Source organism: Corynebacterium tuberculostearicum, from assembly GCF_022347385.1.
In the GTDB taxonomy this organism is placed as follows: Bacteria; Actinomycetota; Actinomycetes; order Mycobacteriales; family Mycobacteriaceae; genus Corynebacterium; species Corynebacterium tuberculostearicum_M.
This window is the reverse complement of sequence record NZ_JAKRDT010000009.1, coordinates 1-25,855: the sequence shown is the minus strand read 5'-3', so window position 1 is coordinate 25,855 and position 25,855 is coordinate 1. Positions and strand designations below refer to the sequence as shown.

The 25,855-nt window shown below is 65.0% G+C and carries 27 protein-coding genes and 1 riboswitch; of the genes, 20 read left to right on the top strand and 7 right to left on the bottom strand.

Annotated features, from left to right (window positions below; all coding sequences use genetic code 11):
* Positions 1–3: 3 nt before the first annotated feature.
* From MHK00_RS06620 to MHK00_RS06610, 3 genes are all read right to left on the bottom strand, one after another.
* Positions 4–1,713: a long-chain-fatty-acid--CoA ligase gene (locus MHK00_RS06620; protein ID WP_005323038.1), complete on the bottom strand. Its 1,710-nt coding sequence runs from the start codon at positions 1,711–1,713 to the stop codon at positions 4–6.
* Between the two features lie 72 nt (positions 1,714–1,785).
* Entirely contained in the window at positions 1,786–2,271 is a 486-nt protein-coding gene (locus MHK00_RS06615; RefSeq protein ID WP_250410911.1) for a methylated-DNA--[protein]-cysteine S-methyltransferase, read from the bottom strand.
* A gap of 1 nt (position 2,272) precedes the next feature.
* Positions 2,273–3,988, bottom strand: a complete 1,716-nt coding sequence (locus tag MHK00_RS06610; protein ID WP_250410910.1) for a long-chain-fatty-acid--CoA ligase — start codon at positions 3,986–3,988, stop codon at positions 2,273–2,275.
* 66 nt (positions 3,989–4,054) lie between these two features.
* Here MHK00_RS06610 and mshA point away from each other — a divergent pair, with 66 nt between their 5' ends.
* From mshA to MHK00_RS06590, 4 genes are all read left to right on the top strand, one after another.
* Entirely contained in the window at positions 4,055–5,320 is a 1,266-nt protein-coding gene (gene mshA, locus MHK00_RS06605) for a D-inositol-3-phosphate glycosyltransferase (protein WP_250410909.1), read from the top strand.
* Positions 5,321–5,359: 39 nt separating this feature from the next.
* Positions 5,360–6,106, top strand: coding sequence for a phosphoglyceromutase (locus tag MHK00_RS06600; RefSeq protein ID WP_250410908.1), 747 nt, complete (start codon positions 5,360–5,362; stop codon positions 6,104–6,106).
* Positions 6,107–6,169: 63 nt separating this feature from the next.
* The gene (locus MHK00_RS06595) at positions 6,170–7,432 is read left to right on the top strand and encodes a sensor histidine kinase (RefSeq protein ID WP_250410907.1); all 1,263 of its coding nucleotides are present in this window, start codon (positions 6,170–6,172) and stop codon (positions 7,430–7,432) included.
* Positions 7,429–8,136: a response regulator transcription factor gene (locus MHK00_RS06590; protein ID WP_005327214.1), complete on the top strand. Its 708-nt coding sequence runs from the start codon at positions 7,429–7,431 to the stop codon at positions 8,134–8,136. The genes MHK00_RS06595 and MHK00_RS06590 overlap by 4 nt, the downstream gene beginning before the upstream one ends.
* On the opposite strand, the gene MHK00_RS06585 is transcribed toward MHK00_RS06590, so the two are convergent.
* Entirely contained in the window at positions 8,133–9,059 is a 927-nt protein-coding gene (locus tag MHK00_RS06585; RefSeq protein WP_250410906.1) for a DUF3109 family protein, read from the bottom strand. The genes MHK00_RS06590 and MHK00_RS06585 overlap by 4 nt on opposite strands.
* A gap of 33 nt (positions 9,060–9,092) precedes the next feature.
* Between MHK00_RS06585 and MHK00_RS06580 the strand changes: the two genes are divergently transcribed.
* From MHK00_RS06580 to MHK00_RS06560, 5 genes are all read left to right on the top strand, one after another.
* Positions 9,093–10,022, top strand: a complete 930-nt coding sequence (locus MHK00_RS06580) for a Ppx/GppA family phosphatase (RefSeq protein WP_005327216.1) — start codon at positions 9,093–9,095, stop codon at positions 10,020–10,022.
* Between the two features lie 9 nt (positions 10,023–10,031).
* Entirely contained in the window at positions 10,032–11,054 is a 1,023-nt protein-coding gene (locus MHK00_RS06575; protein ID WP_250410905.1) for an Rv0497 family membrane protein, read from the top strand.
* Between the two features lie 72 nt (positions 11,055–11,126).
* On the top strand, positions 11,127–11,918 hold the full coding sequence (proC, locus tag MHK00_RS06570; protein ID WP_239230458.1) for a pyrroline-5-carboxylate reductase: 792 nt from the start codon (positions 11,127–11,129) through the stop codon (positions 11,916–11,918).
* A gap of 225 nt (positions 11,919–12,143) precedes the next feature.
* Positions 12,144–12,332, top strand: a complete 189-nt coding sequence (locus MHK00_RS06565; protein ID WP_005276651.1) for a helix-turn-helix domain-containing protein — start codon at positions 12,144–12,146, stop codon at positions 12,330–12,332.
* A gap of 238 nt (positions 12,333–12,570) precedes the next feature.
* A complete protein-coding gene (locus MHK00_RS06560) occupies positions 12,571–12,672 on the top strand; it encodes a 30S ribosomal protein bS22 (protein ID WP_003855542.1) in 102 nt (33 codons plus the stop codon).
* A gap of 87 nt (positions 12,673–12,759) precedes the next feature.
* Here MHK00_RS06560 and MHK00_RS06555 read toward each other — a convergent pair whose 3' ends face one another.
* Positions 12,760–13,797, bottom strand: coding sequence for an HAD family hydrolase (locus tag MHK00_RS06555; RefSeq protein ID WP_250410904.1), 1,038 nt, complete (start codon positions 13,795–13,797; stop codon positions 12,760–12,762).
* Between the two features lie 88 nt (positions 13,798–13,885).
* On the opposite strand from MHK00_RS06555, the gene MHK00_RS06550 reads away from it, so the two are divergent.
* From MHK00_RS06550 to MHK00_RS06510, 9 genes are all read left to right on the top strand, one after another.
* Positions 13,886–14,128: a glutaredoxin family protein gene (locus MHK00_RS06550; protein ID WP_198492452.1), complete on the top strand. Its 243-nt coding sequence runs from the start codon at positions 13,886–13,888 to the stop codon at positions 14,126–14,128.
* A gap of 73 nt (positions 14,129–14,201) precedes the next feature.
* Positions 14,202–15,536 (top strand): glutamyl-tRNA reductase, encoded by a 1,335-nt coding sequence (locus tag MHK00_RS06545; RefSeq protein WP_250410903.1) that lies wholly within the window; start codon positions 14,202–14,204, stop codon positions 15,534–15,536.
* Positions 15,537–16,424 (top strand): hydroxymethylbilane synthase, encoded by an 888-nt coding sequence (gene hemC, locus MHK00_RS06540; protein WP_086588918.1) that lies wholly within the window; start codon positions 15,537–15,539, stop codon positions 16,422–16,424. It begins immediately after the preceding gene.
* A 208-nt stretch (positions 16,425–16,632) separates the two neighbouring features.
* On the top strand, positions 16,633–18,309 hold the full coding sequence (locus MHK00_RS06535; RefSeq protein WP_250410902.1) for a bifunctional uroporphyrinogen-III C-methyltransferase/uroporphyrinogen-III synthase: 1,677 nt from the start codon (positions 16,633–16,635) through the stop codon (positions 18,307–18,309).
* A gap of 28 nt (positions 18,310–18,337) precedes the next feature.
* Positions 18,338–19,321: a porphobilinogen synthase gene (gene hemB, locus MHK00_RS06530; RefSeq protein WP_005322998.1), complete on the top strand. Its 984-nt coding sequence runs from the start codon at positions 18,338–18,340 to the stop codon at positions 19,319–19,321.
* Positions 19,322–19,330: 9 nt separating this feature from the next.
* Positions 19,331–20,074, top strand: a complete 744-nt coding sequence (locus MHK00_RS06525) for a hypothetical protein (protein ID WP_250410901.1) — start codon at positions 19,331–19,333, stop codon at positions 20,072–20,074.
* Positions 20,071–20,562 (top strand): tellurium resistance protein TerC, encoded by a 492-nt coding sequence (locus tag MHK00_RS06520; RefSeq protein ID WP_250410900.1) that lies wholly within the window; start codon positions 20,071–20,073, stop codon positions 20,560–20,562. The genes MHK00_RS06525 and MHK00_RS06520 overlap by 4 nt, the downstream gene beginning before the upstream one ends.
* A 37-nt stretch (positions 20,563–20,599) precedes the next feature.
* Entirely contained in the window at positions 20,600–21,634 is a 1,035-nt protein-coding gene (hemE, locus tag MHK00_RS06515; protein WP_250410899.1) for a uroporphyrinogen decarboxylase, read from the top strand.
* Entirely contained in the window at positions 21,635–23,014 is a 1,380-nt protein-coding gene (locus MHK00_RS06510) for a protoporphyrinogen oxidase (protein ID WP_250410898.1), read from the top strand.
* 70 nt (positions 23,015–23,084) lie between these two features.
* On the opposite strand, the gene MHK00_RS06505 is transcribed toward MHK00_RS06510, so the two are convergent.
* Both MHK00_RS06505 and MHK00_RS06500 read right to left on the bottom strand, forming a co-directional pair.
* Entirely contained in the window at positions 23,085–24,122 is a 1,038-nt protein-coding gene (locus MHK00_RS06505; RefSeq protein WP_250410897.1) for an HNH endonuclease signature motif containing protein, read from the bottom strand.
* A 116-nt stretch (positions 24,123–24,238) separates the two neighbouring features.
* The gene (locus MHK00_RS06500) at positions 24,239–25,087 is read right to left on the bottom strand and encodes an NAD(P)-dependent oxidoreductase (RefSeq protein ID WP_005327238.1); all 849 of its coding nucleotides are present in this window, start codon (positions 25,085–25,087) and stop codon (positions 24,239–24,241) included.
* Positions 25,088–25,118: 31 nt separating this feature from the next.
* A riboswitch (guanidine-III (ykkC-III) riboswitch) is annotated at positions 25,119–25,184 on the top strand.
* Between the two features lie 8 nt (positions 25,185–25,192).
* Here MHK00_RS06500 and MHK00_RS06495 point away from each other — a divergent pair.
* Both MHK00_RS06495 and MHK00_RS06490 read left to right on the top strand, forming a co-directional pair.
* Positions 25,193–25,507 (top strand): DMT family transporter, encoded by a 315-nt coding sequence (locus MHK00_RS06495; protein WP_005322976.1) that lies wholly within the window; start codon positions 25,193–25,195, stop codon positions 25,505–25,507.
* Positions 25,508–25,657: 150 nt separating this feature from the next.
* Positions 25,658–25,855 (top strand): hypothetical protein (locus MHK00_RS06490; protein ID WP_250410963.1); only part of this gene is annotated, 198 nt, incomplete at its 3' end.

Genomic DNA, 25,855 nt, shown 5'->3' with positions numbered 1-25,855 from the left:
AGTCTATGCCTTTGCCTCCAGCAGCTCGAGTAGGTCCTTGCGCACCTGGTGGCGGCGGATTTTGCCCAGGTGGTCGCGCGCCAGATCTTCGAAGTGGTAGAAGGTGCGCGGCACTTTGTAGCGGGTTAAGCGCTCGCGGCAGAATTCCTTCAGGCCTTCTGGATCGAGCACGGCGCCATCGCGCAGGGTGACGCAGCCGACGACATCCTCGGAGCCATCCTGGCGCGGGCGGCCCACGGCGGCGACATCCACGACGTCGGGATGCTGGGCAATCGCCTCTTCCACCTCGGCGGGGTAGACGTTGAAGCCGCCGGTGATGATGATTTCCTTGATGCGGCTGACCAGCTTGATATAGCCATCCGGTTCCATGAGTGCCATATCGCCGGTGCGGAACCAGCCATTGTGGAAGGTCTTTTCGGTAGCGGCGGCATTGCCAAAATAACCCTGGAAAATCTGCGGGCCGCGCGCGAGCATCTCGCCCGGTTGGCCATCGGGTTGGGTTTCATCCAGATTCTCAGGGTTGGCAATGCGCACCTCCGTATCCGGGAAGGGCACACCCACATAGCCGGGGCGGTGCTTGCCGTTCATGGGATTGGCTGTAAGAACCGGGGAAGTCTCCGTCATGCCGAAGCCCTCCACCAGCCGGCCGCCGGTCAAGGCTTCCCAGCGCTCCACAATCTCTACGGGCAGCGTGGCGGCACCCGAGAAGGCATTGCGGATGCCGCTTAAGTCGACGTCCTTTTCTTCTGCCGCGTCCATGATCTTCTGATACAGCGTGGGCACGCCGGGCAGCCAGGTAGGCGTGCGCTTCTTTACGATGTCCATAATCAGCGGCATCTGCGGGGAGGGGACCAGGATGAGCTCGGCACCAAGGTAGATGCTGAAGATGCACAGCGTGGTCATGCCGTAGGCGTGGAAGATGGGCAGTGCCGCGAGGAAACGCTCTTGTTGCTTGCCCATCTGCGGCACCCAGGCCTTGCCCTGAATGGCATTGGCAATGAGGTTACCGTGTGAGAGCAGGGCACCCTTGGGCTTTCCGGTGGTACCGGAGGTATAGAGGATGAGCGCGATATCGTCCTGGGAGATCTCAGGGACGTCGAGGTCCGAGCCATCGCCGCCAATCGCCGCGCCGATGAGGGTGGACCACTCCACGGTATTGGGCGCGGGGCTGGTGAGCTGTTCGCGCTTGGCGGCCAGCGGTGGGAGGGGCAGGTGCAGTGCGAGGCGCTTGAGCGGTGGCATGGCATCGACCATGTTGACGGAGACGATGGTCTCCAGCGGGGTGGTCGAGCGCAGCTTTTCCAGCGTGGAGGCGGTTTTATCCCAGGAGATGGCCACGCGCGCGCCGTGGTCATTGAGCAGGCCTTCCAGCTCCGGGGCGGTATAGAGCGGGTTGTGTTCGACCACGGTGGCGCCAAGCAATTGCACCGCGTAGAAGGCTGCGACGTGCTGGGGGCAGTTAGGCAGCACGATGGCGACCTTGTCACCGGGGCGAATACCAAAAGCCTTGAGCCCGGCCGCGGCGGCACGCACCTGGGTATCGAGCTCCGCGTAGGTCTGCGTCTTTCCAAAGAAGTAGGTGGCGGATTTATTGGCGTTGACCCGCAGGTTATTGCGGTAGTAGTCGACGATGGTTTTATCGCCGTAGTCCAGCGTGTGTGGGGTCCAATCGCTGTAGTGCTCGAGCCAGGCTCGGGAGGTGGAAGCGGACACGCGAAAAACCTTTCGTTTGGCTACAAAAACTATTTCTGAGGGGATAGCATATCCCAAATATGAGGAATCCCTCTAGTTTTCTTCTAGTGTCAGCAAAAAACGTTTGGCTTTTAGACCGCCCGCATAGCCGCCGAGCCCGCCGTCGCTGCGCAGCACACGGTGGCATGGCCGTACGATGAGCAGGGGATTGGCGCCGCACGCACTGCCCACGGCCCGCGTCGCGCCGGGCCGGCCTAGCAGCTTGGCGACGTCGCGATAAGTGACCGTCTCCCCATAAGCAATCTTCATCAACTGCGCGTGGACTGCGGCGCGAAAGTCCGTCGTTCTGGGCGGGTCTAGGGGCAACTCGAAGGCGCGGTGCCGGCCAGCGAAATACTCCGCCAGCTGTGTCTGTGCCGCATCGAGCACAGCTGCGCTGTGCTTTTCGGAGTCCCCTTTAACCGCGCTGTCCGCCGCTTCCTGCAGGGCGCCGGTTGCGGTGAATTCCACACGGGAAAGCCCCCGCGGGCTCGCCTGCAGGCGCAGGGGTCCGAGGGGGCTATCGATGAGGCGGAACATGCTAGTTCTTTTCGGCCTGGAGGCGGCGGATAAGGTCTGCCTGGACCTCGCGGCGGCGGATCTTGCCCATCTGATCCTTAGCCAGCTCTTCAAAGTGGTAGAAGGTGCGCGGGACCTTGTAGCGGGTAAGGCGTTCGCGGCAGTATTCCTTGAGGCCCTCTGGGTCGAGAGCGGCACCATCGGCCAAGTCGAGGCAGGCTACGACGTCCTCGGAGCCGTCCTCGCGCGGGCGGCCGACCACGGCGACGTCATCAATGCTTGGGTGCTCGCGCAGGATTTCTTCCACCTCGCCCGGATATACGTTGAAGCCGCCGGTGATGATGATCTCTTTGATGCGGCTAACCAGGCGAATGAAGCCGTCTTCTTCCATGACGCCCATGTCTCCGGTGCGGAACCACTCGCCGTGGAATGCGGCCTCGGTGGCCTCTTCATTGTTGAGGTAACCCTTGAAAATCTGTGGTCCCCGCGCCAAAACTTCGCCTTCGGTGCCATCGGGCTGGGTTTCATCGAGGTTATCCGGGTTGGCAATGCGCACCTGGGTATCCGGGAACGGAATACCCACGTAGCCGGGGCGGCGGTCGGTGCTCATGGGGTTGCCCACGATAATCGGCGAGCACTCGGTGAGGCCGTAGCCTTCCACCAAGAGGCCACCGGTATAGTTCTCCCACTTCTTGACCGTGTCCGAAGGCAAGGTAGAAGCGCCGGAGAAGGCTGCGCGCACGCCCTTGATAGGGATCTGCTGCTCGTCGGCGGCTTTGACGATTCGCTCGTAGAGCGTCGGCACGCCCGGTACCCAGGTCGGGGTGTGTTTCTTCATCAGCTGCATAATGAGCGACATATCCGGCTTCGGCAGGAGGACCAGCTCGCCGCCGATGAACTGCGCAAGGGTGACGTTCATGGTCAGGCCATAAGCATGGAAGAAGGGGAGGGCGGCGAGCATGCGCTCGGGCTTATCGCCCAGGCCAGGAACCCACGCCTTGCCCTGCATCAGGTTAGAAAACAGGTTGCCGTGCGAGAGCATGGCGCCCTTGGGTTTTCCGGTGGTGCCGGAGGTGTACATGATGAGCGCGATGGTGTCCTTATCCACGTCCTCTGGCGTGGTGATATCGCTGCCGTCGCCGCCGATGGCATTGCCCACCAGGGTCTCCCACGGCACGGTATTGGGCGCCGGGGACGATAGCTGCTCCCGCTTGGACTTCAGTGGTGGGATGGGCAGGCGCAGGGCGGCGCGCTGCAAGGTAGGCATGGCGTTGATCATGTTGATGGACACGACCGTTTCCAGGTTGGTGGTCGCGCGCAGCTTCTCCAAGGTCGGCGCTGCCTTATCCCAGGCGATGGCGATGCGCGCGCCGTGATCCTGGAAGAGACCCTCCAGCTCGTGGGCGGTGTAGAGCGGGTTGTGCAGCACCACCTGGGCGCCCAGCTTCAAGATGGCGTAGAACGCCGCGATGTACTGCGGCGAGTTCGGCGCCACGATGGCGACGCGGTCACCGGGGCGCACACCGAAGGCTTTCAAGCCAGCGGCCGCAGCGCGCACCTGTCGGTCCAGCTCCGCATACGTTTGGGTGCGGCCGAAGAAGTAGGTGGCCGATTTATCGGCGTTGACCTCAAGGTTATTGTCGTAGATATCCAGCAACGTGGTGTCGCCGTACTCGAGGTGGTGCGGTGTCCATTCCGGGTAATACTGGAGCCAAGCCTGTGATTCGTATGCGGACAAAACTTTACCTTTCGGTGGCGTAGGTTTCTGGCAGGGGCCAGTATAGCGTCGGTAGAATTGAGCGCCATGCGCATCGCCATGATCTCTATGCATACCTCGCCGATTGAACAGCCCGGCTCGGGGGACGCCGGCGGCATGAACGTCTATGTCCTCAATAGTGCGCGTCAACTGGCTCGCCGGGGAATCGAGGTGGACGTCTACACTCGCGCGACGCGGCCTAGCCAGGGCGAAATCATTGAGGTTGAGCCCCACCTGCGCGTCATCAATATCGTCGCCGGGCCGTACGAGGGCCTAGATAAAGAGGATCTGCCTACCCAGCTGGCCGCCTTCGCGGGCGGCATGGTGCAATTTGCCAAGTGGCAGGGCAAGAAATATGACCTTATTCACTCGCACTACTGGCTCTCCGGCCAGGTGGGCTGGCTACTGCGGGATCTCTGGGGCATCCCGCTCATCCACACGGCCCATACCCTCGCCGCGGTGAAGAACGCTTCCCGGACCGCGGACGACACCCTAGAGTCCGAGGCCCGCCGCATCTGCGAGCAGCAATTGGTGGATAACGCGGACCTGCTCGTGGTCAATACCGAGCAAGAGGCCCGCGACTTGGCCGAGCACTACGACGCCGAGTGCGACATCATTCGCGTGGTCTCGCCCGGCGCCGACGTCGAGCTTTTTACCCCTGGCACGGACCGCAATACCGAGCGCTCCCGCCGCGAGCTGGGCATTCCACTGCACACCAAGGTGGTGGCCTTTGTGGGGCGCCTGCAAAAATTCAAGGGCCCAGAGGTCCTCATCCGCGCCACGGCCGAGCTCTTCCGCCGCGAACCGGCCCGCAACCTGCGCGTGGTCATCTGTGGCGGACCATCGGGGGCCAATACGGCGCCGGAGGCCTATAGGGAGTTGGCGCGTGAGTTGGGCGTCGATAAGCGCGTGCGCTTTTTGGGCGCCCGCCCGCCAGAGGAGCTGGTGGGGGTCTACCGCGCGGCCGATATCGTGGCGGTGCCTAGCTATAACGAGTCCTTCGGCCTGGTGTCGCTGGAGGCCCAAGCCTCTGGCACGCCGGTGGTAGCCGCGGCCGTTGGCGGGCTGCCCATCGCCGTGGCCGAAGGGGAGACCGGCCTGCTGGTGCACTCGCATGACCCATCCGACTGGGCCGATGCTCTAGCCCGCCTGCTTGACGACGACCCCATGCGCATCGCCATGGGCGAAGCCGCCGTCGCCCACGCCGCGCGCTTTAGCTGGGCCAGCTCCGCCGCCGCGCTCGCAGAAATCTATGACGAGGCCAGCCGCATCGAGGTCCCGGATTGCCATCAACGGCGGGCGATTGGGGATTAAACCCTGACGCCGGTAATAATTTCGTGGCATGCTGGAGGCATGACTAACGGAAAACTGATTCTTCTTCGCCACGGCCAATCTAAGTGGAACGAGTCCAACCAGTTCACTGGCTGGGTTGACGTAGATCTGACCGAAAAGGGCGAGGCGGAAGCCAAGCGCGGCGGTGAGCTGCTCGCGCAGGAAGGCATTCTGCCCGATGTCCTCTATACCTCTCTTCTGCGCCGTGCCATCCGCACCGCAAATATCGCACTCAACGCCGCCGACCGTCACTGGATCCCAGTAGTGCGCGATTGGCGCCTCAACGAGCGCCACTATGGCGCCCTGCAGGGCCTGAACAAGGCCGAGACCAAGGAAGAGTACGGCGAGGAAAAGTTCATGGCATGGCGCCGCTCCTATGACACGCGCCCGCCGGAGCTGGCCGATGACTCCGAGTACTCCCAGACCAATGACCCGCGCTACGCGGACCTGGACAAGGTCCCGCAGACCGAGTGCCTGAAGGACGTCGTCGCCCGCTTCGGGCCGTACTTCGAGGAAGAAATCCTCCCACGCGCTAAGAAGGGCGAGACCGTACTTATCGCCGCTCACGGCAACTCCCTGCGCGCACTGGTCAAGCACCTGGACAATATCTCTGATGACGATATTGCCGGCCTGAATATTCCGACCGGCATCCCGCTGGTCTATGAGATCACCGAGGACGGCTCCGTGGTAAACCCAGGTGGCACTTACCTGGATCCGGAAGCCGCCGCTGCCGGCGCCGCCGCCGTTGCTGCGCAGGGCGGTAAGTAAGAAACTGCGCTAAAGTCCCCGGGGAGTATTCCCTGGGGACTTTGTGGTGGATAGGGTAGACACGTGGAATTGATTCTTTCCTTTGCCGCCGGCGTGGTGGCCTGCGGATTGGCGCTGCCGGTGATTTCCTGGTTGCGCGGGCGCATTGCGCGCTACCGCCAAGCCACCGATGCCGAGGCCAACCAGGTCACGACGGTCAGCCAGGTGCTGCACTTGGCCGTGCAGGGCTCACCGACGGCCCTGGCGGTGTTGGACCGCAACCAAGAAATCGTCATGTCCAATCCCGCCGCCCACGAGATGTCCCTGGTTCATGACCGCGCCGTGAACCCAGACGTGTGGCAGACCGCGCAGGAGGTCTTCGAGGACAAGGAGACCCGCACCGTCGACCTGGCCATTCCCAAGCGCCGCACGGGCCACCGCGTCACCCAGTTCAAGGCGGTCATTAAGCCGCTGACGCTTAACGACGGCCGCTTTGTCATCATCTACGGCACCGATGAGAGCGAAAACGTCCGCATGGAATCCGCCCGCCGCGACTTCGTGGCAAACGTCTCCCACGAGCTCAAGACCCCCGTCGGCGGCATTGCCCTGCTGGCCGAGGCCCTGCTCCAAGACCCCGGTGACCCGGAAACCGTGGAGTACTTCGGCAACAAGGTCTACAAGGAAGCCAACCGCATGGCCGATATGGTCAGCGAGCTGATTTCCTTGTCCAAACTGCAAGGCGCTGAGGCGCTGCCAGAGATGGAACCGTTGGCCGTCGATGACCTCATCGAGGAAGCGCTCTCGCGCAACCAACTGGCTGCGGAGGCTCGCTCCATCGAGCTCAACCGGGGTGCCTCCGTCGGCGTGCAGGTCAAAGGAGATAGGTCCCTGCTGGTTACCGCACTGTCTAACCTCGTCTCCAACGCGATTAACTATTCGCCGGAGAAAATGCCGGTATCGGTCTCCCAAAAAGTGGTGGATGGCGGGGTCGTGCTCATCCGTGTCACGGACCGCGGCATCGGTATCGCACCGGATGATCAAAAGCGCGTCTTCGAGCGCTTCTTCCGCGTAGACCAAGCCCGGTCGCGGCAGACCGGAGGCACTGGCCTAGGATTAGCAATTGTTAAACACGTGGTGGCCAACCATGGCGGCAACATCAAACTGTGGTCCCGGCCCGGTACGGGTTCTACATTCACCATTGAGTTGCCTATCTACAGGGAAGAAAAGCCAGCGCCGGATGCTGGCATGAAGGATAATGAGAAAAAGGATGCCGTCACTGCGGCGGCGCCTGGGCTCCCGCGTGCGGTAGCACGCGTTGCAGCACGTCGAAAGGATAAAGCACAATGACCACCATCCTCATCGTTGAAGATGAAGAGTCGCTGGCAGATCCGCTGGCATTTCTCCTCCGCAAGGAGGGCTTCGAGCCGATCATCGCGCACGATGGCCCCACCGCGTTGGAAAAGTTTGCCGCTAACGACATCGATATCGTTCTTCTAGACCTCATGCTGCCCGGCATGTCCGGCACCGAGGTATGCAAGCAGCTGCGCACCACCTCGTCCGTGCCGGTCATCATGGTGACCGCGCGCGATTCCGAGATCGACAAGGTCGTCGGCCTCGAGCTGGGCGCCGATGACTACGTGACCAAGCCCTATTCCTCCCGCGAGCTCATCGCCCGCATCCGCGCGGTCCTGCGCCGCGGCCACGATTCCGGCGCCGGTGCCGATACCGAGGCGGAGGAAGAAGTAGCCGAGCAGATCCTCGAGGGCGGCCGCGTCAAGATGGACGTGGAACGCCACACCGTTACCGTCGCGGACGAGCCGGTATCCATGCCTCTTAAGGAATTCGACCTCTTGGAGTACCTGCTGCGCAACGCCGGCCGCGTACTCACCCGTGGCCAGCTCATTGACCGCATCTGGGGCGCCGATTATGTTGGCGACACCAAGACGCTCGACGTTCACGTCAAGCGTCTGCGCTCCAAGATTGAGGAACAGCCCTCCCGTCCGAAACACTTGGTTACGGTGCGCGGTCTGGGCTATAAGTTCGAGCTCTAGCTCTCCGCCCGTTGGTTTTCTGCCTGTAGGCTCCCGGCCTTCACGCTGGCCGGATGCTGCGTGAGCTGGACGCCGTGCTCGGCCGCCGCGGCGCGGGCCTTGCAGTGCGCGGCCAGAATCTCATAAGACTCTCGGCCCATGAGCGCTACCAGCTCGTCCTCGTGCGACTGCCACATCGGCAGCGGGTTGGCATGGCAGGCAGCATCGGCCGAACAATACCAATCAAAGTCCTCGCCGCCATTGCCCCAACCGCGGCGGTCATACTCGCCGATCTGCGTGCGCAAAATCTCCTGCCCATCCGGGCGCTCTTCATAGTCTTCGTACCGGCGCAGCGGCAGCTGCCAGCACACCTCGGGTTTTACCACCGTGAGCTCCTCGCCGGTATCGACAGCCCACTGGTGTAGCGCGCAGCCCGTACCCGTTGCCCAGCCGGCGCGGTTGGCAAAAATGCACGCGCCATCCACAATTGGCGTCTTTAGGGCCGGTTCCGGTTCGCCGTCCTCGCCGTCGAGTTCGTCCCACTCCAGCCATGGCTCCAACTCGCCCGTAGCGTCCTGCGCGAGGAACTCATCTACCCCCGCTGGGCGCAGCTGCCAATACTTGGCGGGCATGTGCGAGACGGCGTCGTAAAGCTGATCGCGGTCTTCCTCATCGGCCATATAGGCGCCATGCACGCAGCAGCCCACCTCGGGCTGGCTCTTATCGATGCCCCGGCATGCCGACGTCCCAAATTGGCAGCTGTAGTGCGATTCCACCCATGTCAGGTCGATGGAAAAGACGTGGTGCGGGTCGTTCGGGTTGGTAAATTCGAACCACTCCCGCGGGAAATCGGGGGCCTCTTCGCGGCCCGCTCTTATCGACGCCGCCGCGGGCGAGCTCGCGGGAAAACCTAGGTATACCGTGTCAGATTTTGGGCGATTCACACCTAACCACGGTAGACCTACTACGCTATTAGTGTGCGATTAGGTGTATTAGACGTCGGAAGCAATACCGTCCACCTCGTTGCGGTCGATGCCGCGACGGGCGGACGGCCCACTCCGATGAGCGATTGGAAGACCCCGCTCCGGCTGGTAGAACAGCTGGACAAGAAGGGCAACATCCATGAAAAGGGTGTAAAGAAGCTGGTCAGCGCCGTAGCGGAGGCGAGCGAGCTGGGCGATAAGCTGGGCTGCGCGGAATTTATCGCCTTTGCTACCTCGGCGGTGCGCTCCGCGCCCAATTCCGAGGCCGTGCTCGATGAGGTGGAAAAGCAGACCGGCGTACGCCTGCAGATCCTCTCCGGCGTGGAAGAAGCCCAGCTGACCTTCCTCGCTGCCCGTCGCTGGTATGGCTGGTCCGCCGGCCGTATTACCAACCTGGACATCGGCGGCGGCTCGCTAGAGCTGTCCACCGGTACCGACGAGCACCCCGACCTTGCCTTCTCCCTCGACCTGGGTGCTGGCCGGTTGACCCATAATTGGTTCGACACCGACCCGCCAGAGAAGAAAAAGGTAAGCGCGCTGCGCGATTTCATTGATGCAGAGCTTGAGGACGCCGCCCAGCAGATGAAGGCCATGGGCCCCGCTGGCCTTGCCGTGGGTACCTCCAAAACCTTCCGTACGCTGGCGCGCCTGACCGGTGCCGCACCCTCGTCTGCCGGCCCATACGTCAAGCGCACGTTGACTGCACCGGGTCTGCGCCAGTTGATTTCCTTCATCTCTCGCATGACTGCGGCAGACAGAGCGGACCTAGAAGGTGTAAGTTCTAACCGATCGCACCAAATCGTTGCCGGCGCTCTAGTGGCCGAGGCATCCATGCGAGCCTTGGACATCGAGAAGCTGGAAATCTGCCCGTGGGCGCTGCGTGAGGGCGTCATTTTGCGCCGGACCGACAAGGGATTGGAATAGGAAGAGATCATGGCTGACAAGAACAAGTTGACCGTGGCAGAGCTGCTGGCTCGCGATAAAAAGGCCCGCGGCGAGAAGGGCGGCAAGGACGACAAGCGTTCGCGCCGCCACCGCCGCAGCCTCGATGAAGGCGGCATCTCCGTTGCCGAGCTAACCGGCAACCTCAAGAAGGTCAAGGCTTCGCCTGCAGAGGCCAAGCACACCTCCGTCTCCATCGACGAGGACGCTCCCGTCATCCGCGCCCCCAAGGCTGCCGACGCGACCGATGCCGACGCCGCAAAGAAGTCCACCGACAAGCCAAATTCTCAGTCCGCAGCCACGACCGCCGCTCAGCCTGCCGCGCCGAAGGCTGCACCCAAGGCTGCACCAAAGACCGCCGCAGAGGCAGCACCAAAGGCTGCTCCTAAATCCGCGGACAAGCCCGCAGCCAAGTCTGCTGCCGCTGCGGCACAGGAGGCGCCGAAGAAGAATCAGCCTTCTGCGGATGACACCGCGGTAATCCAGCGCGTGGGTAAGGCGAAGGAGGAGGATGCCAAGACTGCTGCCGCCAAGCCTGCCGGGGCTGAGGCAGCTGCCGCGAAGCCCGTTGCCGAAAAGCCGAAGGCCGACAAGGGCGCGAAGGTGGCCGGAGCGGGAGCTGCGGCAGCTGGTGCTGGAGCGGCCGCTGCAGCGGCGGTGCCGGCGTCTAAGAAGGCGGGCGTCGCTAAGAATGCCGAGGAAACCGGCAACCTGCCCAAGGTCGAGGACGACGAAGAGTGGATCGAGGAAGAGCACGAGAAGCTCAACCCAGTTTCCATCCTGCTGATGATTGTCGCGGGCATCCTGCTGGCGATTGTCATCTTCAAGGGCTTTGAGATTCTGTGGGATAGCTTCCCACGCCTGGTCGTCGCCATCCTGGCGCTGTGCGTCACCGCAATTATGGTGGGCGTGACGCACGCCCTGCGCACCGCGCGCGACGGGTTCTCTATGTTCCTGGCCGGCTTTACCGGCCTCGTCCTTACCTTCGGCCCGCTGCTGTTGGTTATGCTCTAAGCCCCCGCTTGTCGACGCCCCGGTTACCCCACGTGGTAGCCGGGGTTCCGCATTTTTGGCATGGTGGAGGCTATGACAAAGATTGCAATTTTAGGCGGCGGACAAATCGGTGAGGCTTTGACCTCGGGACTCGTAGCATCGGGTTTTGCGGGCTCGGATATCACGGTCACCAACCGCACCGAATCCCGCAGCAAGGAACTTCAGGATGCCTATGGCGTCACCACCACCAGCGATAATGCGGCGGCGGTGGACGGCGCGGACTATATCTTCGCGTGCGTGAAGCCCTACGCCATCCTGGACCTGCTCGAAGGCCTTGAACCGGCCAAGGATGCCGTGGTCGTGTCCATGGCCGCAGGTCTGACGCTGGAGCAGCTGCAGGGTGCGGCGGGCGAAGGCGTGCCGGTGGTGCGCGTTATGCCCAATACCCCCATGTTGGTGCGCCGCGGCATGTGCACCTGCGCGGCCGGTGAGCACGTGAGCGATGCCCAGATGGACGGCGTGCGCGAGCTGCTGGAGGCCGTCGGCGAGGTAGCGGTCATCCCGGAGAAGAATATCGACGCCGCCACCGCACTGGCGGGCTCCTCGCCGGCCTATTTCTTCCTCGTGGCAGAAGCGCTTGTCGATGCCGGCGTGCAGCTCGGCCTTCCCCGCGACGTCGCCGAGAAGCTTGCCGCCCAGGCTGCGGCCGGCTCCGGCGAGATGTTGGCCAGCTCTGGCCGTTCGGCCACCCAGCTGCGTGCCGGAGTGACCTCGCCGGGCGGCACCACCGCGGCCGCTGTCCGCGAGCTGGAGGAGTCCGGCCTGCGTGGAGCGTTCTACCGCGCGGCAGAGGCCTGCTCCGACAAGGCTAAGGAGCTTGGCTAAAGCTTCCGTGCGCGACCTTCCCGTGGTGGGGGTGTACCCGCCCGGGAGCGCTGGGGCGGGTGTTAAGCAGCGCTTTCGGGGTAAACCCTAATGAATGCTGTGAAGAAATTTGGCACTTGGGTCGCATTAGTCACATGTTTCACGATAGGCTAGGACAAGCACGTGCGTGAAGTCCTGTGGGAGGGGAAGCCTACAGCGCGTAACGAGCTGAAGGGTTAGATATATATGGCAAATGAAGAAAAGGGAACCTTTCTGACGATCGCGGAGGTCGCCGAGATTATGCGCGTCTCCAAAATGACCGTCTACCGTTTGGTTCACGCAGGCGAAATGCCGGCTGTTCGCGTCGGACGCTCCTTCCGCGTTCACGAGTCTGCCGTCAACGAGTACTTGGAGGCTTCCGTTTACGGAGCCTAGGCTCGCGCCGCACAGACAGCGCCCACCTCTGTTGGCCCTCGAGGTCAGCGGTGGTGGGCGCTGTTGTTTCGCATAGGCCCTTTTTGGTCACGGGCTGGGTGCTGGGTAAGATGGTGTGCATTCGTGTCGGCTCGCTGATGTGGCCCGCGGTCCGTGTGGCCACGGCGGCAAGAGTGCACCTTCGCCGTTTTAGCGCTGACAAGTTTGACAGTACGTACTACACGAAAGTGAGGACTCCATGGGTTCCGTCATTAAGAAGCGCCGCAAGCGCATGTCCAAGAAGAAGCACCGCAAGATGCTGCGCCGCACCCGCGTGCAGCGTCGTAAGCTGGGCAAGTAAACCCCAGCCCGCTTCTTGCCCTCCGCCATTGTGCGGAGGGTTTTTGCATGCTTGCCGACGTCCCCCCAGCGCCCGCTACCGCCCTTGCTACCGCCGGTAGTAGCGCCAGCCGCCATAGGAGAAGGCGGCGGTGGCCAGCGCCGGCAGGCCATAGGTGCGGATGGCGCGGCGCACGGAGCGATAGTCGCGCACCAGCCAGCCGCGGTCGCCAGCAATATCGCGCAGCTTGCGGTCTGGGTTAATGGCCACGGCGGTGCCGACCATGGACAGCATCGGCACATCGTTGGCCGAATCCGAATACGCGGTGCAGCGCGAGAGGTCGAGGCCCTCGATGGTCGCGAGCGCGGCCACGGCGTGCTTTTTTCCGGGCCCGTGGAGGATATCGCCGACCAGCCGGCCGGTGAATTTGCCGTCCTTGACCTCCGCGACGGTGCCGAGCGCGCCGGTAAACCCGAAGCGCCGGGCGAGCACCTGTGCCAGCTGGACCGGCGTGGCGGTGACCAGCCATACCTGCTGGCCGGCGGCTAGGTGCATCTCCGCCAGCTGCGTGGTGCCAGGATAGGCGCGGCGGGCCAGCGATGCGTCCACAATCTCCTCGCAAAGCTCCACCAGCTCGTCGACGCTGCGGCCTTTGACAAACTCCAGCGCCTGCGCGCGGCCCACGGCCACGTCCTTGGCATTTTCGCTGCCGGAGACGCGGAACTTGAGCTGCTTCCATGCAATCGGCAGGATTTCAGAAATCCGGAAGTAGCGCTTGCGCGCCAAGCCAAAGGCGAATTCCACGAGGGAAGAGCCTTGGATGAGGGTGTTGTCGACGTCGAAAAACGCTGCCGCGCCCACATCCACCGGCACGTCCGGGTCCTGGGCGGTGATGCGCTGCGCGCCAGCCGCGTCATAGGAGCCGGTCACCGAGTCCACGCCGGAGGCAAAATCCTCCAACTCCAGCCCGAATTCCTCCAGCGCCGCGGCGGCCGCGGCTTCACCGGCGGTGCGCTGCGATTCCTCGTCCAACGGGGCGAGCGCCTGGGTCTCCAAGAAATTGCGCAGGTTACCGCGCGAGGCGGTCCAATTGGCCAAGAAGTCGCGGGGGGATTCGGGGAACCCTGGGGGAGTGGTAGCGGACACGAGTGGGACAAACAGCTTTCGCAAACGCGGGGTGGACTAACGTGTCCATAGTAATGGTTTCGACCGCCGCCGTCCTTGTGAGGAGAAAATGTCCCAGCATCTCGTCGAGCTCATGGTGCGCACCACCTGCGGTTCTTGCGCGCGCGTGAGGGAGCAAATCACCCCCGTCGTCAAGCGGGCAGGCGCGGAGCTTGCTGTGCGTAACGTGGATGAGGACGCGGAGCTGGCCATGGAGTTCGGTGACCGCGTGCCCGTTGTGGTCATCGACGGCGAAGAGTTTGCTTGCTGGGAAGTAGACAACGAGGAGTTAGCGGCCGAGCTGGCTGGTTGATTCGGGATCCGCGACACCGACGGGTAGTCTTTTGGAGGATTAAAATCAATCAAAGGGTTGAGGAGTGTTGTGCATGAGCGTGCTCGTCGTGGGCATGTCCCACCAGTCGGCGCCGGTGGCGCTGCTGGAAAAGCTGAGCATGGATAGTGCGGTCCAGGATTCCGCCTGCGGGCAACTCGTGGCGGCCGAGCCACTTTCAGAGGCCATGATTATTCCCACCTGCAACCGCATGGAGGTCTACACCGTCACCAACTCCTTCCACGCTGGCGTGCAGGAAGTCGTGCGCGTGCTCACCCAGGTTTCGGGCGTGGGAGAGCAGGAGCTGCGCAACTACCTCTACGTGCGCTATGCCGACGCCGCGGCCGAGCACCTGATGTCCGTGACCTCCGGCCTGGATTCCATGGTGGTGGGCGAGCAGCAGATCATCGGCCAGGTGCGCAGCGCCTACCAGTCCGCCTCCGAGCAGGGCACGGTCGGCCCGCGCATCCACGCGCTGGCGCAGGCCGCGCTGCGGGCGGGCAAGCGCGTGCACTCCGAGACCGATATCGACGAGGCCGGCGCCTCCATGGTGTCCTTCGCCTTCGACCAGGCCCTGCAGCGCCTCGACGCCGCGGACCTGACCGGCAAGACCGCGCTAATCCTTGGTGCGGGCGCCATGGCGTCCCTCGCCGCCACCCACGCCGGCCGGCTGGGCGTCAAAGAGCTGGTGCTGGCCAACCGCACCCGCGAGCGCGCCGAGCGCCTGGCCAGCCACGCCGAGGAGGCGGGCGTTGCCACCCGCGTCGTGGACTTTGCTGAGCGCGCCGCCGCGCTTTCCGACGTCGACCTTGCCATCTCCGCCACCGGCGCCGATAACTTCACCATCGAGGCCGCCGACCTCCCCGCCGGCCGCGATCTCATGCTCATTGATCTCTCCCTGCCGCGCGATATCGACGATGCCGCCGCCGCGGCCGAGGGCGTGGACTTGGTCAATATCGAGCGCCTGAGCAAGTCGCTTTCGGCCGCCTCCACCGATCTCGCGGCCGGCACCAGCCCGCACGCGCAGGCCCGCCACATCGTCGACGAAGAACTCGCGGCCTATACCTCGGCCCAGCGCGTGCGCGACGTCGCCCCAGCCGTAAGCGCCCTGCACCGCCGCGCGGCCGATCTCGTCGAGTGCGAGACCGCGCGCCTGCAACACAAGCACCCCGAGCTCGCGGGCAAGCAACTTGAGGACGTCCAGCGCGCCCTCAAGCGCGTGGCCGATAAACTGCTGCATGAACCGACGGTGCGGGCGAAGAAGCTGGCGGCGTCGGAAAGCAGTGTCAGCAGCGAAAGCGCCCTGCAGGAGCTCTTTGGCCTGCAGCTGGAAGGCTCCGGGGTGTCCGTGGCCGTCAATGAACTGCCCACCATGACTAAGGAGGCCTAAATGTTTCAGATTGGTACCCGCGGCTCCAAGCTCGCCACCACGCAGGCCGGCCATGTGCGCGATTGGCTTATCGACGCCGGCTTTGACTCCCAACTCCACATCGTCACCACCGCCGGCGACGTCAACATGGCGCCCGTCGAGCGCATCGGCATCGGCGTATTTACCCAGGCGCTGCGCGAGGCGCTCTATGCCGGTGAATGCGATATCGCCGTGCACTCGTTTAAGGACCTGCCCACCGCGCCCGATGATCGCTTCCGCCTCGTCGTGCCGCAGCGCCAGGATTCCCGCGAGGCGCTCGTCGCCCGCGATGGCCTGAGCCTGGCGCAGCTGCCGCAGGGCGCGCGCGTGGGCACCTCCGCCCCGCGCCGCATCTCCCAGCTCGCCGCCCTCCGCCCGGACCTGGAGATTCGCCCTCTGCGCGGCAATATTGATACCCGCATGTCCAAGGTCACCGACGGCGAGCTCGACGCCGTCCTGCTGGCCTACGCCGGCTTGCTGCGCGGCGGCTACGCGGACCGCGCCACCGAAATCTTCGAACCCTCCGTCTTCATGCCGGCGCCGGCCCAGGGTGCCCTCGCCATCGAGGCCGTGGCCGGCACCGAGGCCGCCGCGGCGCTAGACGCCATTGTCGACGACCGCGCCTCGGCCGCCGCTGCTGGTGAGCGCGCCGTGCTGGCCCGCCTCGAGGCCGGCTGTACCGCGCCGGTGGCCGCCACTTCGCGCTGGGACGGCGACCAGCTCACCGTGCGCGGCGGCGTCTTCGCGCTCGACGGATCCCGCCAGCTCACCGCCACCGCCTCCGGCTCCGCGGCCGAAGCCGCCGATCTTGGCGCGCGCATCTCGGACGAGCTTTTCGCCGGTGGCGCGGCCGAGCTGCTGGGCAAGTAATTTCGCCTTTAGCCGCTAATAATTTAAGGTGTAGATACCACAGATCATTGTCCCGCAATGATCCGGCCCCCTTTAAGGGCATCCCAGGACGCAAGGCCTGGGATTTTGGCCGTTAAGACCGTGTCACCCACCGCCGGCGCGGGGAACCACACCGCATGCGATCATGTCCGTGCGCGGTGCCGCGCGCCCGATTTTAGAAAAGAACTTTATGAGCAATGCCGCGCCAGACACCCAATTGGGCAAGATCGTCTTTGTGGGCGCTGGTCCAGGTAATCCCGACCTGCTGACCGTCCGCGCCCGCGAGGTTCTGGCAAATAGTGCCATCGCCGTGACTGATCCGCAGGTCATGCAGGGCGTGCGCGATGCCGTCGCCGCCGCGCTGCCCGTTCCGCAAGAGCTTCTCGACGCCGCCGAAGCCGAATACGCCCAAATGTGCGCCGATGCCAAAGCCAAGGGCGCGCGCCGTAAACCGCCGCGCCCCGCGCCGCCAACGGCCGCGGTGTTGTACGAGCCGGCCGAAGATATCGTCGGCCAGCTGCGCGAGTGTTTGGTCGAGGCCGATGGCGAGGATGTCATCCGCCTGGTCACCGGCAACCCGCTGCACCGCGAGTCCATTAAAGCCGAGATCAACGCCGTGGCGTCTGCCGGCCTGGAGTTCCAGGTAGTGCCGGGCATGTCCCTGCCGTCTACCGTGCCGTCCTTTGCCGGCATTGCGCTCGGCTCGACCTATACCGAGGCCGACGTTACCGACGGCGCCGATTGGGACGCGCTGGCCAATGCCACCCAGCCCATCGTCCTGCAGGCCACCAAGGAGGACCTGCCGGTCATCTCCGATGAGCTGCAGCAGCGCGGCATGCCGGCCGAGACCGAGGCATTTGTCACCGTCCACGGCACCACCCGCCTGCAGCGCACCTATGAGACCACGCTGGGCACCATGGGCAAGCTCGACGCGGACCTCACCGGCCCGCTCGTCGTCACCCTCGGCCGCAGCATCGACGACCGCACCAAGTACTCGTGGTGGGAAAATCGCCCGCTCTATGGCTGGCGCGTGCTCGTCCCGCGCACCAAGGAGCAGGCCGGCCCGATGTCCGCGCGCCTGGCCGGCTACGGCGCCATCCCGCAAAACGTGCCCACCATCTCCATCGAGCCGCCGCGCAACCCGGCGCAGATGGACCGCGCCATCAAGGGCATCGTCGAGGGCCGCTACAAGTGGATCGTCTTCACCTCCGTCAACGCCGTGACCGCGGTGTGGGATAAAATCGCCCAGCTCGGCCTCGACGCTCGCGATTTCGCCGGCGTCCACCTTGCGGCCGTGGGCACGAAGACTGCGGCCGCCATCCGCGCCAAGGGTATGGTTCCGGAGCTCCTGCCACACAAGAAGAAGCAGAACGCCGAGGGCCTGCTCGATGTCTTTCCCAACTTCGTAGAAGATATCGACGCCGTCGGCCGCGTCCTGCTCCCGCGCGCCGATATTGCAGCCGACACCCTGGTTGACGGGATCAAGGCCCTCGACTGGGAGGTCGACGACGTCGTGGCCTACCGCACCGTCCGCGCCGCCCCGCCCTCGGCCGAAATCCGCGACATGATCAAGACCGGCGGCTTCGACGCCGTCGCCTTCACCTCCGGGTCCACCGTGCGCAATCTGGTGGGCATTGCGGGCAAACCGCACCAGCGGACGATCATTGCGTGTATCGGGCCGTCGGCAAGAGCGGCCGCGGAAGAGATGGGCCTGCGCGTCGATGTGGTGCCCGAAGTTGCGGACGTGCCCGCGCTTGTCGACGCCCTCGCAGACCACGTCGCCGCCCTCCGCGCCGCCGGAAACCTGCCCGCGCCGCGCAAGAAACGCCGCTCGCGCAAGAAGGCTACTAAGGTCGACAAGGCATAAGTTTTAGTCTCGCTCTAAGGAGTACCCAATGAGCACCTTCCCAGCCCGCCGCCCACGCCGCCTGCGCACCACCCCGCAGATGCGCAACCTCGTGGCCGAAACCGAGGTCCGCCCCTCGGACCTGATTCTGCCCATGTTCATCGTGGACGGACTCGACGCCCCGCGCGAGATTCCCTCCATGCCGGGCGTCTACCAGCACACCTTCGATTCCCTGCGCCGCGCGGCCGAGGAGGCGCTGGAGGCCGGCGTTCCGTGCATCGACCTTTTCGGCGTGCCGCTCGATGAGGACAAGGACGATACCGGCTCCGTCGCCTGGGACCCACAGGGCATTTTGAACCGCGGTATTTCCTGCCTGCACGAGGAATTCGGCGATGACCTCATCGTTATGGCCGATACCTGCCTCGACGAGTTCACCTCCCACGGCCACTGCGGCGTATTAGATGACAAAGGCCGCGTGCTTAACGACGAATCCGTCAAGCTCTACCAAGACATGGCCCGCTCCCAAGCCCGCGCCGGCGCCCAAATCGTCTCCCCGTCCGGCATGATGGACGGCCAGGTTGCCGCCATCCGCGCCGACCTCGACGAGGCCGGCCACGAGGACGTGGCCATCATGGCTTATTCCGCCAAGTACGCCTCCGCCTTCTTCGGCCCGTTCCGCGATGCCGTCGGTTCCTCCCTGGAAGGCGACCGCCGCACCTACCAGCAGGATCCGCGCAACTTCCGCGAGTCCCTGCTCGAGGCCGAGCTCGACATCGAAGAGGGCGCGGACTTCGTCATGGTCAAACCCGGGCTGCCCTACTTGGACGTGCTCTCGGCCGTGGCGGAGACTTCTCCCGTGCCGGTTGCGGTCTACCAGGTCTCCGGCGAGTACGCGATGGTCAAGGCCGCGGCCGCCAACGGGTGGATCGATGGCGAGGCCATCATGCTCGAGTCGCTGACCGCATTCAAGCGCGCCGGCGCCGGCCAGATTCTGACCTACTTCGCTACCGAAGCCGCCCGCCTTCTCAAGTAAAGGACCCCTGTGACTGCTACGCCCCCGTCGCCCGCCCCTGCCCCTCGCGCGCAACGCCCGCCGCGGCAGCAGCAGCGGCCGGAGTCCGTGACGTACATGCTGTGGCTGTGGCTGGGCGCGCTATGCGGCGAGGCCGTGCACCAGGTGCTCAACGTGGTGCTCACGCTGCTCAACCACGACGTACTCATGTCGCAGGCCAAGGAGATGGCCAAATCCGCACCGGCCGGCGTGGATGAAGCCCAGCTTTCCGATGCCTTCCTCCGCACCGCCGCCTACGGCTCCGTCGCCCTTTCGGCGGCCGTTTCGCTTGCGATTATCGTGCTGCTGGCCTTCCTGTTGCGGTCCCTTGCAAACCGCAGCAAGCGGGCCGGCACCTCGCGCCGCGTGTGGTTCGCCTTCTCGCTGTACTTCGGATTCCGCATCCTGCTGGCCTTCATGGTCACCCCGGCCGGCGCGGACGTGCCCGATTGGCTCTTTGCCGCCGATGGCATGGTGCAGATCCTTGTCGGCGTCGCGGCGGTGCTCGGCCTGATTTTCTCCGTGCGGGCCGAGACCTTGGACTACACCGGCGAACTCGAGCAGATGCGCGAGCTGGAAAAGGAACTCGAGCAAGCGCAGCGCGAGAAGAAGCGCGCCGAAGAAGAGCGCAAGCGCTCCAAGGACGACCAGCGCGGCAAACGCGACGTCGGCAAGCGCGAACGCCCCGACCGCACCAACCGTGCCGACCGCGCTGACAGGGAGGATAAGCGATGAATAACACCGAGCGGCCCGGACCCCGCGACTATAACCGCGCGGCCCGAAACACCTCCGCCAAGGAGAGCCTCGACGCGTGGCCGCGGCCGCTGCGCTGGGCATATTGGGTGCTCGTCGTCAGCGCCGTGATCATGCTGGTCAGCGGCATGGTGGGCATCTTCGGCTCGGGTGGGCCACAGGTGGAGCCGCAGAATGCGCAGGTCGCCGAGTACCTTCATTCCAATCGCCTATTTGTCGCGGTGACCAATGCCGTCGGCGCCATCCTGCTCGCGCTCTTTGCGGCGCAGCTGGCCGGCGGGTCCAAGTGGGCGCGCCGCATCATTACCGTGGTCATCGCGTTCGCACTGTTTACCAATATCGCCGCCCTCGCGCTCGGCATCGGCGGGCTCGGGCTGCTGATTATCCCCATCACCTTGATCGTCGCCCTCGCGCTGCTTTTCCAGCCGCAGTCCAACCGCTTCATCAAGGACCGCAGCTTGCGTGGCTAATTAGCCCTCACTCCAACTTTTGATTCATAATTGGGGCATGTCTCGACTCAATCGTGCCCCGCTTATCGACGCCGCCCTCGGCCGCACCCCCTCCCGACCCCCAGTCTGGTTCATGCGCCAGGCCGGCCGCTCGTTGCCGGAGTACCGCGCCGCCCGCGAGGGGATTAGCATGCTCGATTCTTGCTTCATGCCGGAACTGCTGGCAGAAATCACCCTGCAGCCGGTGCGCCGCCACGACGCCGATGCCGCCATCTTGTTCTCCGATATCGTCGTCCCGCTTAAAGCCGCGGGCGTCAAGGTCGATATTGTGCCGGGCCGTGGGCCGGTGATGGAGCAGGCGGTGCGGAGTAGGGAGGACGTCGGCAAGCTGCCGCTGCTGGAGTCCGACGTCCCCGAGGTCACCGAGGGCATCGCCCGCATCCTGGCCGAGCTCACCGAAACCCAAGCGCTCATCGGCTTTGTGGGCGCGCCGTTCACGCTGGCCAGCTACCTCATTGAGGGCGGGCCATCCAAGAACCACGAGCGCACCAAGGCCCTCATGCACGCAGATCCGGAGACCTGGCACATGCTCATGCGCCGCCTGGTGCCGACCATCACCCGCTTCCTGCAGGTGCAGGTCGACGCCGGCATTGACGCCATGCAGCTTTTCGATTCCTGGGCCGGCTACCTCAACGAGCGCGACTACCGCGAGTTCGTGCTGCCGTACTCCCGGGAAATCCTGGCTGGCGTGGAGATTCCACGCATTCACTTCGGCGTCGGCACCGGCGAGCTTTTGCCGGCCATGTCGGAGGCGGGGTCGGAAGTTATGGGCGTCGATTATCGCGTGCCTATGGACGCCGCGGCCGAGCGCGTAAGTGCCCGCGTATTGCAGGGCAACCTCGACCCGGCCATGCTTTTTGCCGGCGACGACGCCGTGCGTCAGGCCGTGCGCACCATCCGCGGCGAGGTCGATCGGGCCCGCGAGCGCGGCGATATCGACGGCCATATCTGGAACCTCGGCCACGGGGTCTTGCCAACTACCGACGCGGAGGCCATCACCCGCGCCGTATCCATCATCCACGAGGAGGGCTAAATGCGTATTGCGATTATTGGTGCTGGCCTGGCGGGCTTGACGGCCGCCTACGAGCTGCGCGACCACGACGTTGAGGTTTTCGAGGCCGCCGGCCGTATCGGAGGCAAGCTGTACTCCGTGCCGTTTAATGACGGCCCCACCGACATGGGCGCCGAGGCCTTCCTCGCCCGCCGCCACGACGCCGTGGAATTCATCGAATCCCTCGGCCTGGGCGGGAGCTTGGTCGAGCCCTCCGGCCTGCATTCGCTGGTGTATTCCGGCGAGCTTAAGCCGCTGCCGCGCGGCGGGATGATGGGCATTCCTTCGCACTCGGAGCCGGTCGCACACCTGGTCTCGGCTGAGACCGCCCGCCGCATCGATAACGAGGAGCCTTTCGAGTGGACGGCCGGCAGCGACGTCTCCGTCGGCCGCCTGGTGCGCCAGCAGTTTGGCGACGACCTCGTCGACCACGTTATCTCCGCCCTCCTCGGTGGCGTGTACTCCTGCTCGGCCGATGACCTGGGTGTGCGCGCGACCATCCCAGCGCTGGCCGAGACGCTCGACGCACTCTCCGAGCGCGGCCCGGTCACCCTCTCGGCCGCGGTCCGCTCGCTGGAAGAGGCCCGTGCGGCCAAGCCGAGCAGCGGCGGACCCGTCTTTCAGACCTTCCGCGGCGGCTACGCAGAACTCTACGAGGCGCTGGCCGATAAATCCCGCGCCAAGATCTACCTCGATACCTTCATCTCCGGCATCACTCGCGAGGGCGAGAACTTCCGCCTGGCCGGCGCACCCGGCGACACCGCCGCCTTCGACCGCGTGCTGGTGGCCACCCCGGCCCCGACTGCAGCGCGCCTGTTGCCCAAGGTATCCCCGGGGGCGGCGGAGCGGTTGAAGAGCGTGAAGCTGGCGGCGTCGGCAGTCGTGGGCCTGAAGTTCGAGTCTGACACGGACCCGGCCGGAAACGCATTGCCGCAGAATTCCGGCATCCTCGTGGCCACCGACCAAGACGACGTGCACGCCAAGGCCTTCACCCTGTCCTCTCGCAAGTGGCCGCACTTGGCCGAGCGCGGTGGTGCCTTGGTGCGCGCCTCCTTCGGCCGCTTTGGCGACGACGCCATCGTCCGCGCCGAGGAAGATGACCTCGTCGACTATGCCCTCGACGACCTCCAGCGCCTCACCGGCTTCGACGGCCGCGCCGCGGGCGTTGCCGAGATTTTCACCCAGCGCTGGTTCGGCGGCCTCCCGCGCTTTGATGCCGGCCACCTGGAAACCGTGGCCGGCGCGCGCGGCGCCCTCGCGGCGACGCCGGGCATCGATGCCACCGGCGCTTGGGCCGGCGGGGTTGGCGTACCCAATGTCATCGCGGATGCCCGCGCTGCCGCGGCCCGCATCGCTCGCTAGCTGCGGGGCTCGCTAGCTGCGGGCATGCCAATGCGGCAGCAGGGCATCCTGCTGCCTGGCGGTTTAGGGGCTAGTGGGCCGGTGGCGGTGCTGGCGCGGTATCTGCCCAGGGCGGCTGCCACACCACGCGGCCTCGGCGCCGAACGAGGCGCCCGCGCACCGGTGGGGCATTAGGGTCATCGTCGTTGACGCCGTTGTGGTACGGGCAACAGGTCGCGAGGTTTGCCATATTGGTATCGCCGCCGTGCCGCCACGCCTGCAAGTGGTGTACCTGGCATTTATCCGCCGGATAGTTGCATTCGGCCCACGGGCATACCGGATTTTCCGCGGCGGCCATGAGACGCTGCTTCTCGTTGGCCATGCGTTCCGTGCGGTAGAGGTTGACCGCGCCCTCGAAGGGGTGAACGAGGGTGATAAGCCCGCGCTCTGCCAGCGTGCGCGAGACAAGTTCCGCGCCGGTGAGGCGGGCGCCGTTGGTGAGCTGGATGGTGATTTCCTCGCCGTCGCCATCGATGATGCGGTCAAGCTCGTCGAGCGTGATGATCGCGTTGGTCGTAATGGTTGGACGGGTGGCTGGGGCGGCGCCGGAAGGGGAGAAGAGCTCCGCAACGGAATCGAGCGGCGCGTTCTCGTCCAGGCTGGATTCCAAGTCCGCGATGAGTGAGGAAGGCCCGGTAATCGCGAGGGTCCACGGCGCGTCTTTACGGCGGCGGATACGCACACCGGGGCGCGGAGGGGCCGGGGGATTGAGCTCGCGCAGCTTCTTGCGCGCCAGCTTTTCCATCTCATCGGTATCGGCGGCGGTGCGGCACAGTTCCACGCGCAAGCGCCAGGCATCGCGCTTGGTCTTGGCGCGGGATGCGTAGCGCTCGATTACCTCCAGCGTGGGCAGCGGATGGGCGCGGTCGCGGGCTGCGGCAACCGCCTGGCGCTGCAGGCGGGCAAAGGAGGTGGGGGCAAAGAGGGCGTCGGCAAGCGTGAGCAAAGTGCGGGCCGTCTTATTGGGCGCACCGGCAGCGCGCAGCTGGTCTTCAGACATGCCGGCGCACCCGGCAACGATGTCGATGCCGGGCGCCAGGGCCGCGAGATAAGTCTGAAGAGCTGTCATGCCCCGCAGCCTAAGACACGGCGCGCAACCTATGCGAGGGCGAGCGCGCGAACCTGTGGATAACTAGGCTCCAAAGGGCGAATTTTGGCCCGCACGCCCGGCGGGCCTGTGGATAACTAGCCCTTATTGCGGAAGACGAAGATGGAGGAGAAGTCCTGATCGCCGTGGCCCATGGCCTGCATTTCCTCGAAGCGGCCGATGGCGGCGGTCAGGGCGGGCAGCGGCTTGGTGGAGGTCATCTCCATGAGCTTGGCGTCCTTGGCCAGGGCGTCGACGGTGAAATCGCCCGGGTCGGTATTGCGCTCGCCGGTGATAAACGGCGCCTTCATATTGGCGATGAAGGACAGGCCGGTGATATCGAGCATCTGCAGCACGACCTCGGAGTCCAGGCCCTCGGACTCGCCGAGTTGCAGGGCTTCGAGCAGGCCCTCGGCGGTGACGGCGAGCGCGAGGTTCGCCAGCAGCTTTCCGATGGCCGCCGTGGCCGCCGCCTCCACTCCGATGAGCTTGTCTTCGCCCGCCCAGGACTCGGCGAGGGACATGGCTTGCTCGCGGCGGGCGTCGTCAGGCGTGCCCACATAGACGCCGAGCTTGCCCTCGCGGGCCGGGCCGAGCGTGCCGACGACCGGGGCGTGGACGTAGGTTTCCACGGCGGCGGCGAATTCGCGGGCATCGTTGGGCGAGACGGTGGTGGTGTCGATCCAGGTCACGCCGGCGGGGATGAGCTGCGGCTCGACGACGACCTCGCGGACATCGTCAGGCCCGAAGAGAGAGGTAATAATGACCTCGGCGTTCGCTACGGCCTCGGTGGGCGAGGCGGCAAGCTCGGCGCCTTCCTCCACCAGCGGCTGGGCGCGCTCGGCGGTGCGGTTCCAGACGGTCAACTCGATGCCGTCTTGCTCGTTGAGCAGGCGGCGGGCTAGTTCGGTTCCCATGCGGCCAGTTCCAAGAAATGCAATCTTCATGGTTTCCTAGTGTGCCATCATTGGGTGCAGGTTCGCCGCGGCTTGCGCGAGCCCCGGACGAGGGAGCCGTACCCGGCAACGCGACAAGACGGCCAGGAAGCAGTTATGGCGTGGTTCATCTTGATTTTCTCCGGCGCATTCGAGGCCGTGTGGGCGGCGGCGCTGGATAGGTCCGCAGGTTTTACGCGCCTGTGGCCCTCGCTCATTTTCCTCGTGGCCTGCGCAATTTCCATGGGCGGGCTGGCGTGGGCGATGCGCAGCATCCCGGTGGGCACGGCCTATGCGGTGTGGGCGGGCGTTGGCGCATCGGTGGCGGTTATTTATTCCTTCGCGGCCGGACACGAGGCCGCCACGGTGTGGAAGGTGTTTTTCCTCGCCATGATCATCGGCGGCATCGTGGGGCTGAAAGCGGTGAGTTAGAGGCCCGGAATCCGCGGCGCGGGCGGCAGCGGCGGCGCAGGTGGCGGTGCGGGCGCAGGCATAGCGGGCACTGCCGGCATATCAGGCACCGCGTCCTCGATGCGCCCGCGGACTTCGTGCGGCGGAATATTGAGGTTCGGCAGGCCGCTTTTGTCCCGCGCAGGTGGGCGTGGGGCCGGCGCCGCTGGTTGCGGGCGGGGTGCCGGTGCGGGCGCTGGCGCGGGCCGCTGCTGGGGCGCGGGAGCCGGGGCAGGACGCGAACCAGGCGCAGACTCAGGCGCCGGCGCCGCGGGCGATGGGGAAGGCCGCTCGGTCGGCGGCGAGGGAACCGGGGCGTCCTCCCGAGGC

Coding starts and splice junctions, on each gene's coding strand:
- hemB (WP_005322998.1), top strand. CDS start 18,338: ATGAGCACCTTCCCAGCCCGCCGCCCACGCCGCCTGCGCACCACCCCG.
- MHK00_RS06590 (WP_005327214.1), top strand. CDS start 7,429: ATGACCACCATCCTCATCGTTGAAGATGAAGAGTCGCTGGCAGATCCG.
- MHK00_RS06560 (WP_003855542.1), top strand. CDS start 12,571: ATGGGTTCCGTCATTAAGAAGCGCCGCAAGCGCATGTCCAAGAAGAAG.
- hemE (WP_250410899.1), top strand. CDS start 20,600: ATGTCTCGACTCAATCGTGCCCCGCTTATCGACGCCGCCCTCGGCCGC.
- MHK00_RS06615 (WP_250410911.1), bottom strand. CDS start 2,271: ATGTTCCGCCTCATCGATAGCCCCCTCGGACCCCTGCGCCTGCAGGCG.
- MHK00_RS06520 (WP_250410900.1), top strand. CDS start 20,071: ATGAATAACACCGAGCGGCCCGGACCCCGCGACTATAACCGCGCGGCC.
- MHK00_RS06550 (WP_198492452.1), top strand. CDS start 13,886: ATGTCCCAGCATCTCGTCGAGCTCATGGTGCGCACCACCTGCGGTTCT.
- MHK00_RS06495 (WP_005322976.1), top strand. CDS start 25,193: ATGGCGTGGTTCATCTTGATTTTCTCCGGCGCATTCGAGGCCGTGTGG.
- mshA (WP_250410909.1), top strand. CDS start 4,055: ATGCGCATCGCCATGATCTCTATGCATACCTCGCCGATTGAACAGCCC.
- hemC (WP_086588918.1), top strand. CDS start 15,537: ATGTTTCAGATTGGTACCCGCGGCTCCAAGCTCGCCACCACGCAGGCC.
- MHK00_RS06500 (WP_005327238.1), bottom strand. CDS start 25,087: ATGAAGATTGCATTTCTTGGAACTGGCCGCATGGGAACCGAACTAGCC.
- MHK00_RS06510 (WP_250410898.1), top strand. CDS start 21,635: ATGCGTATTGCGATTATTGGTGCTGGCCTGGCGGGCTTGACGGCCGCC.
- MHK00_RS06600 (WP_250410908.1), top strand. CDS start 5,360: ATGACTAACGGAAAACTGATTCTTCTTCGCCACGGCCAATCTAAGTGG.
- MHK00_RS06505 (WP_250410897.1), bottom strand. CDS start 24,122: ATGACAGCTCTTCAGACTTATCTCGCGGCCCTGGCGCCCGGCATCGAC.
- MHK00_RS06565 (WP_005276651.1), top strand. CDS start 12,144: ATGGCAAATGAAGAAAAGGGAACCTTTCTGACGATCGCGGAGGTCGCC.
- proC (WP_239230458.1), top strand. CDS start 11,127: ATGACAAAGATTGCAATTTTAGGCGGCGGACAAATCGGTGAGGCTTTG.
- MHK00_RS06535 (WP_250410902.1), top strand. CDS start 16,633: ATGAGCAATGCCGCGCCAGACACCCAATTGGGCAAGATCGTCTTTGTG.
- MHK00_RS06545 (WP_250410903.1), top strand. CDS start 14,202: ATGAGCGTGCTCGTCGTGGGCATGTCCCACCAGTCGGCGCCGGTGGCG.
- MHK00_RS06575 (WP_250410905.1), top strand. CDS start 10,032: ATGGCTGACAAGAACAAGTTGACCGTGGCAGAGCTGCTGGCTCGCGAT.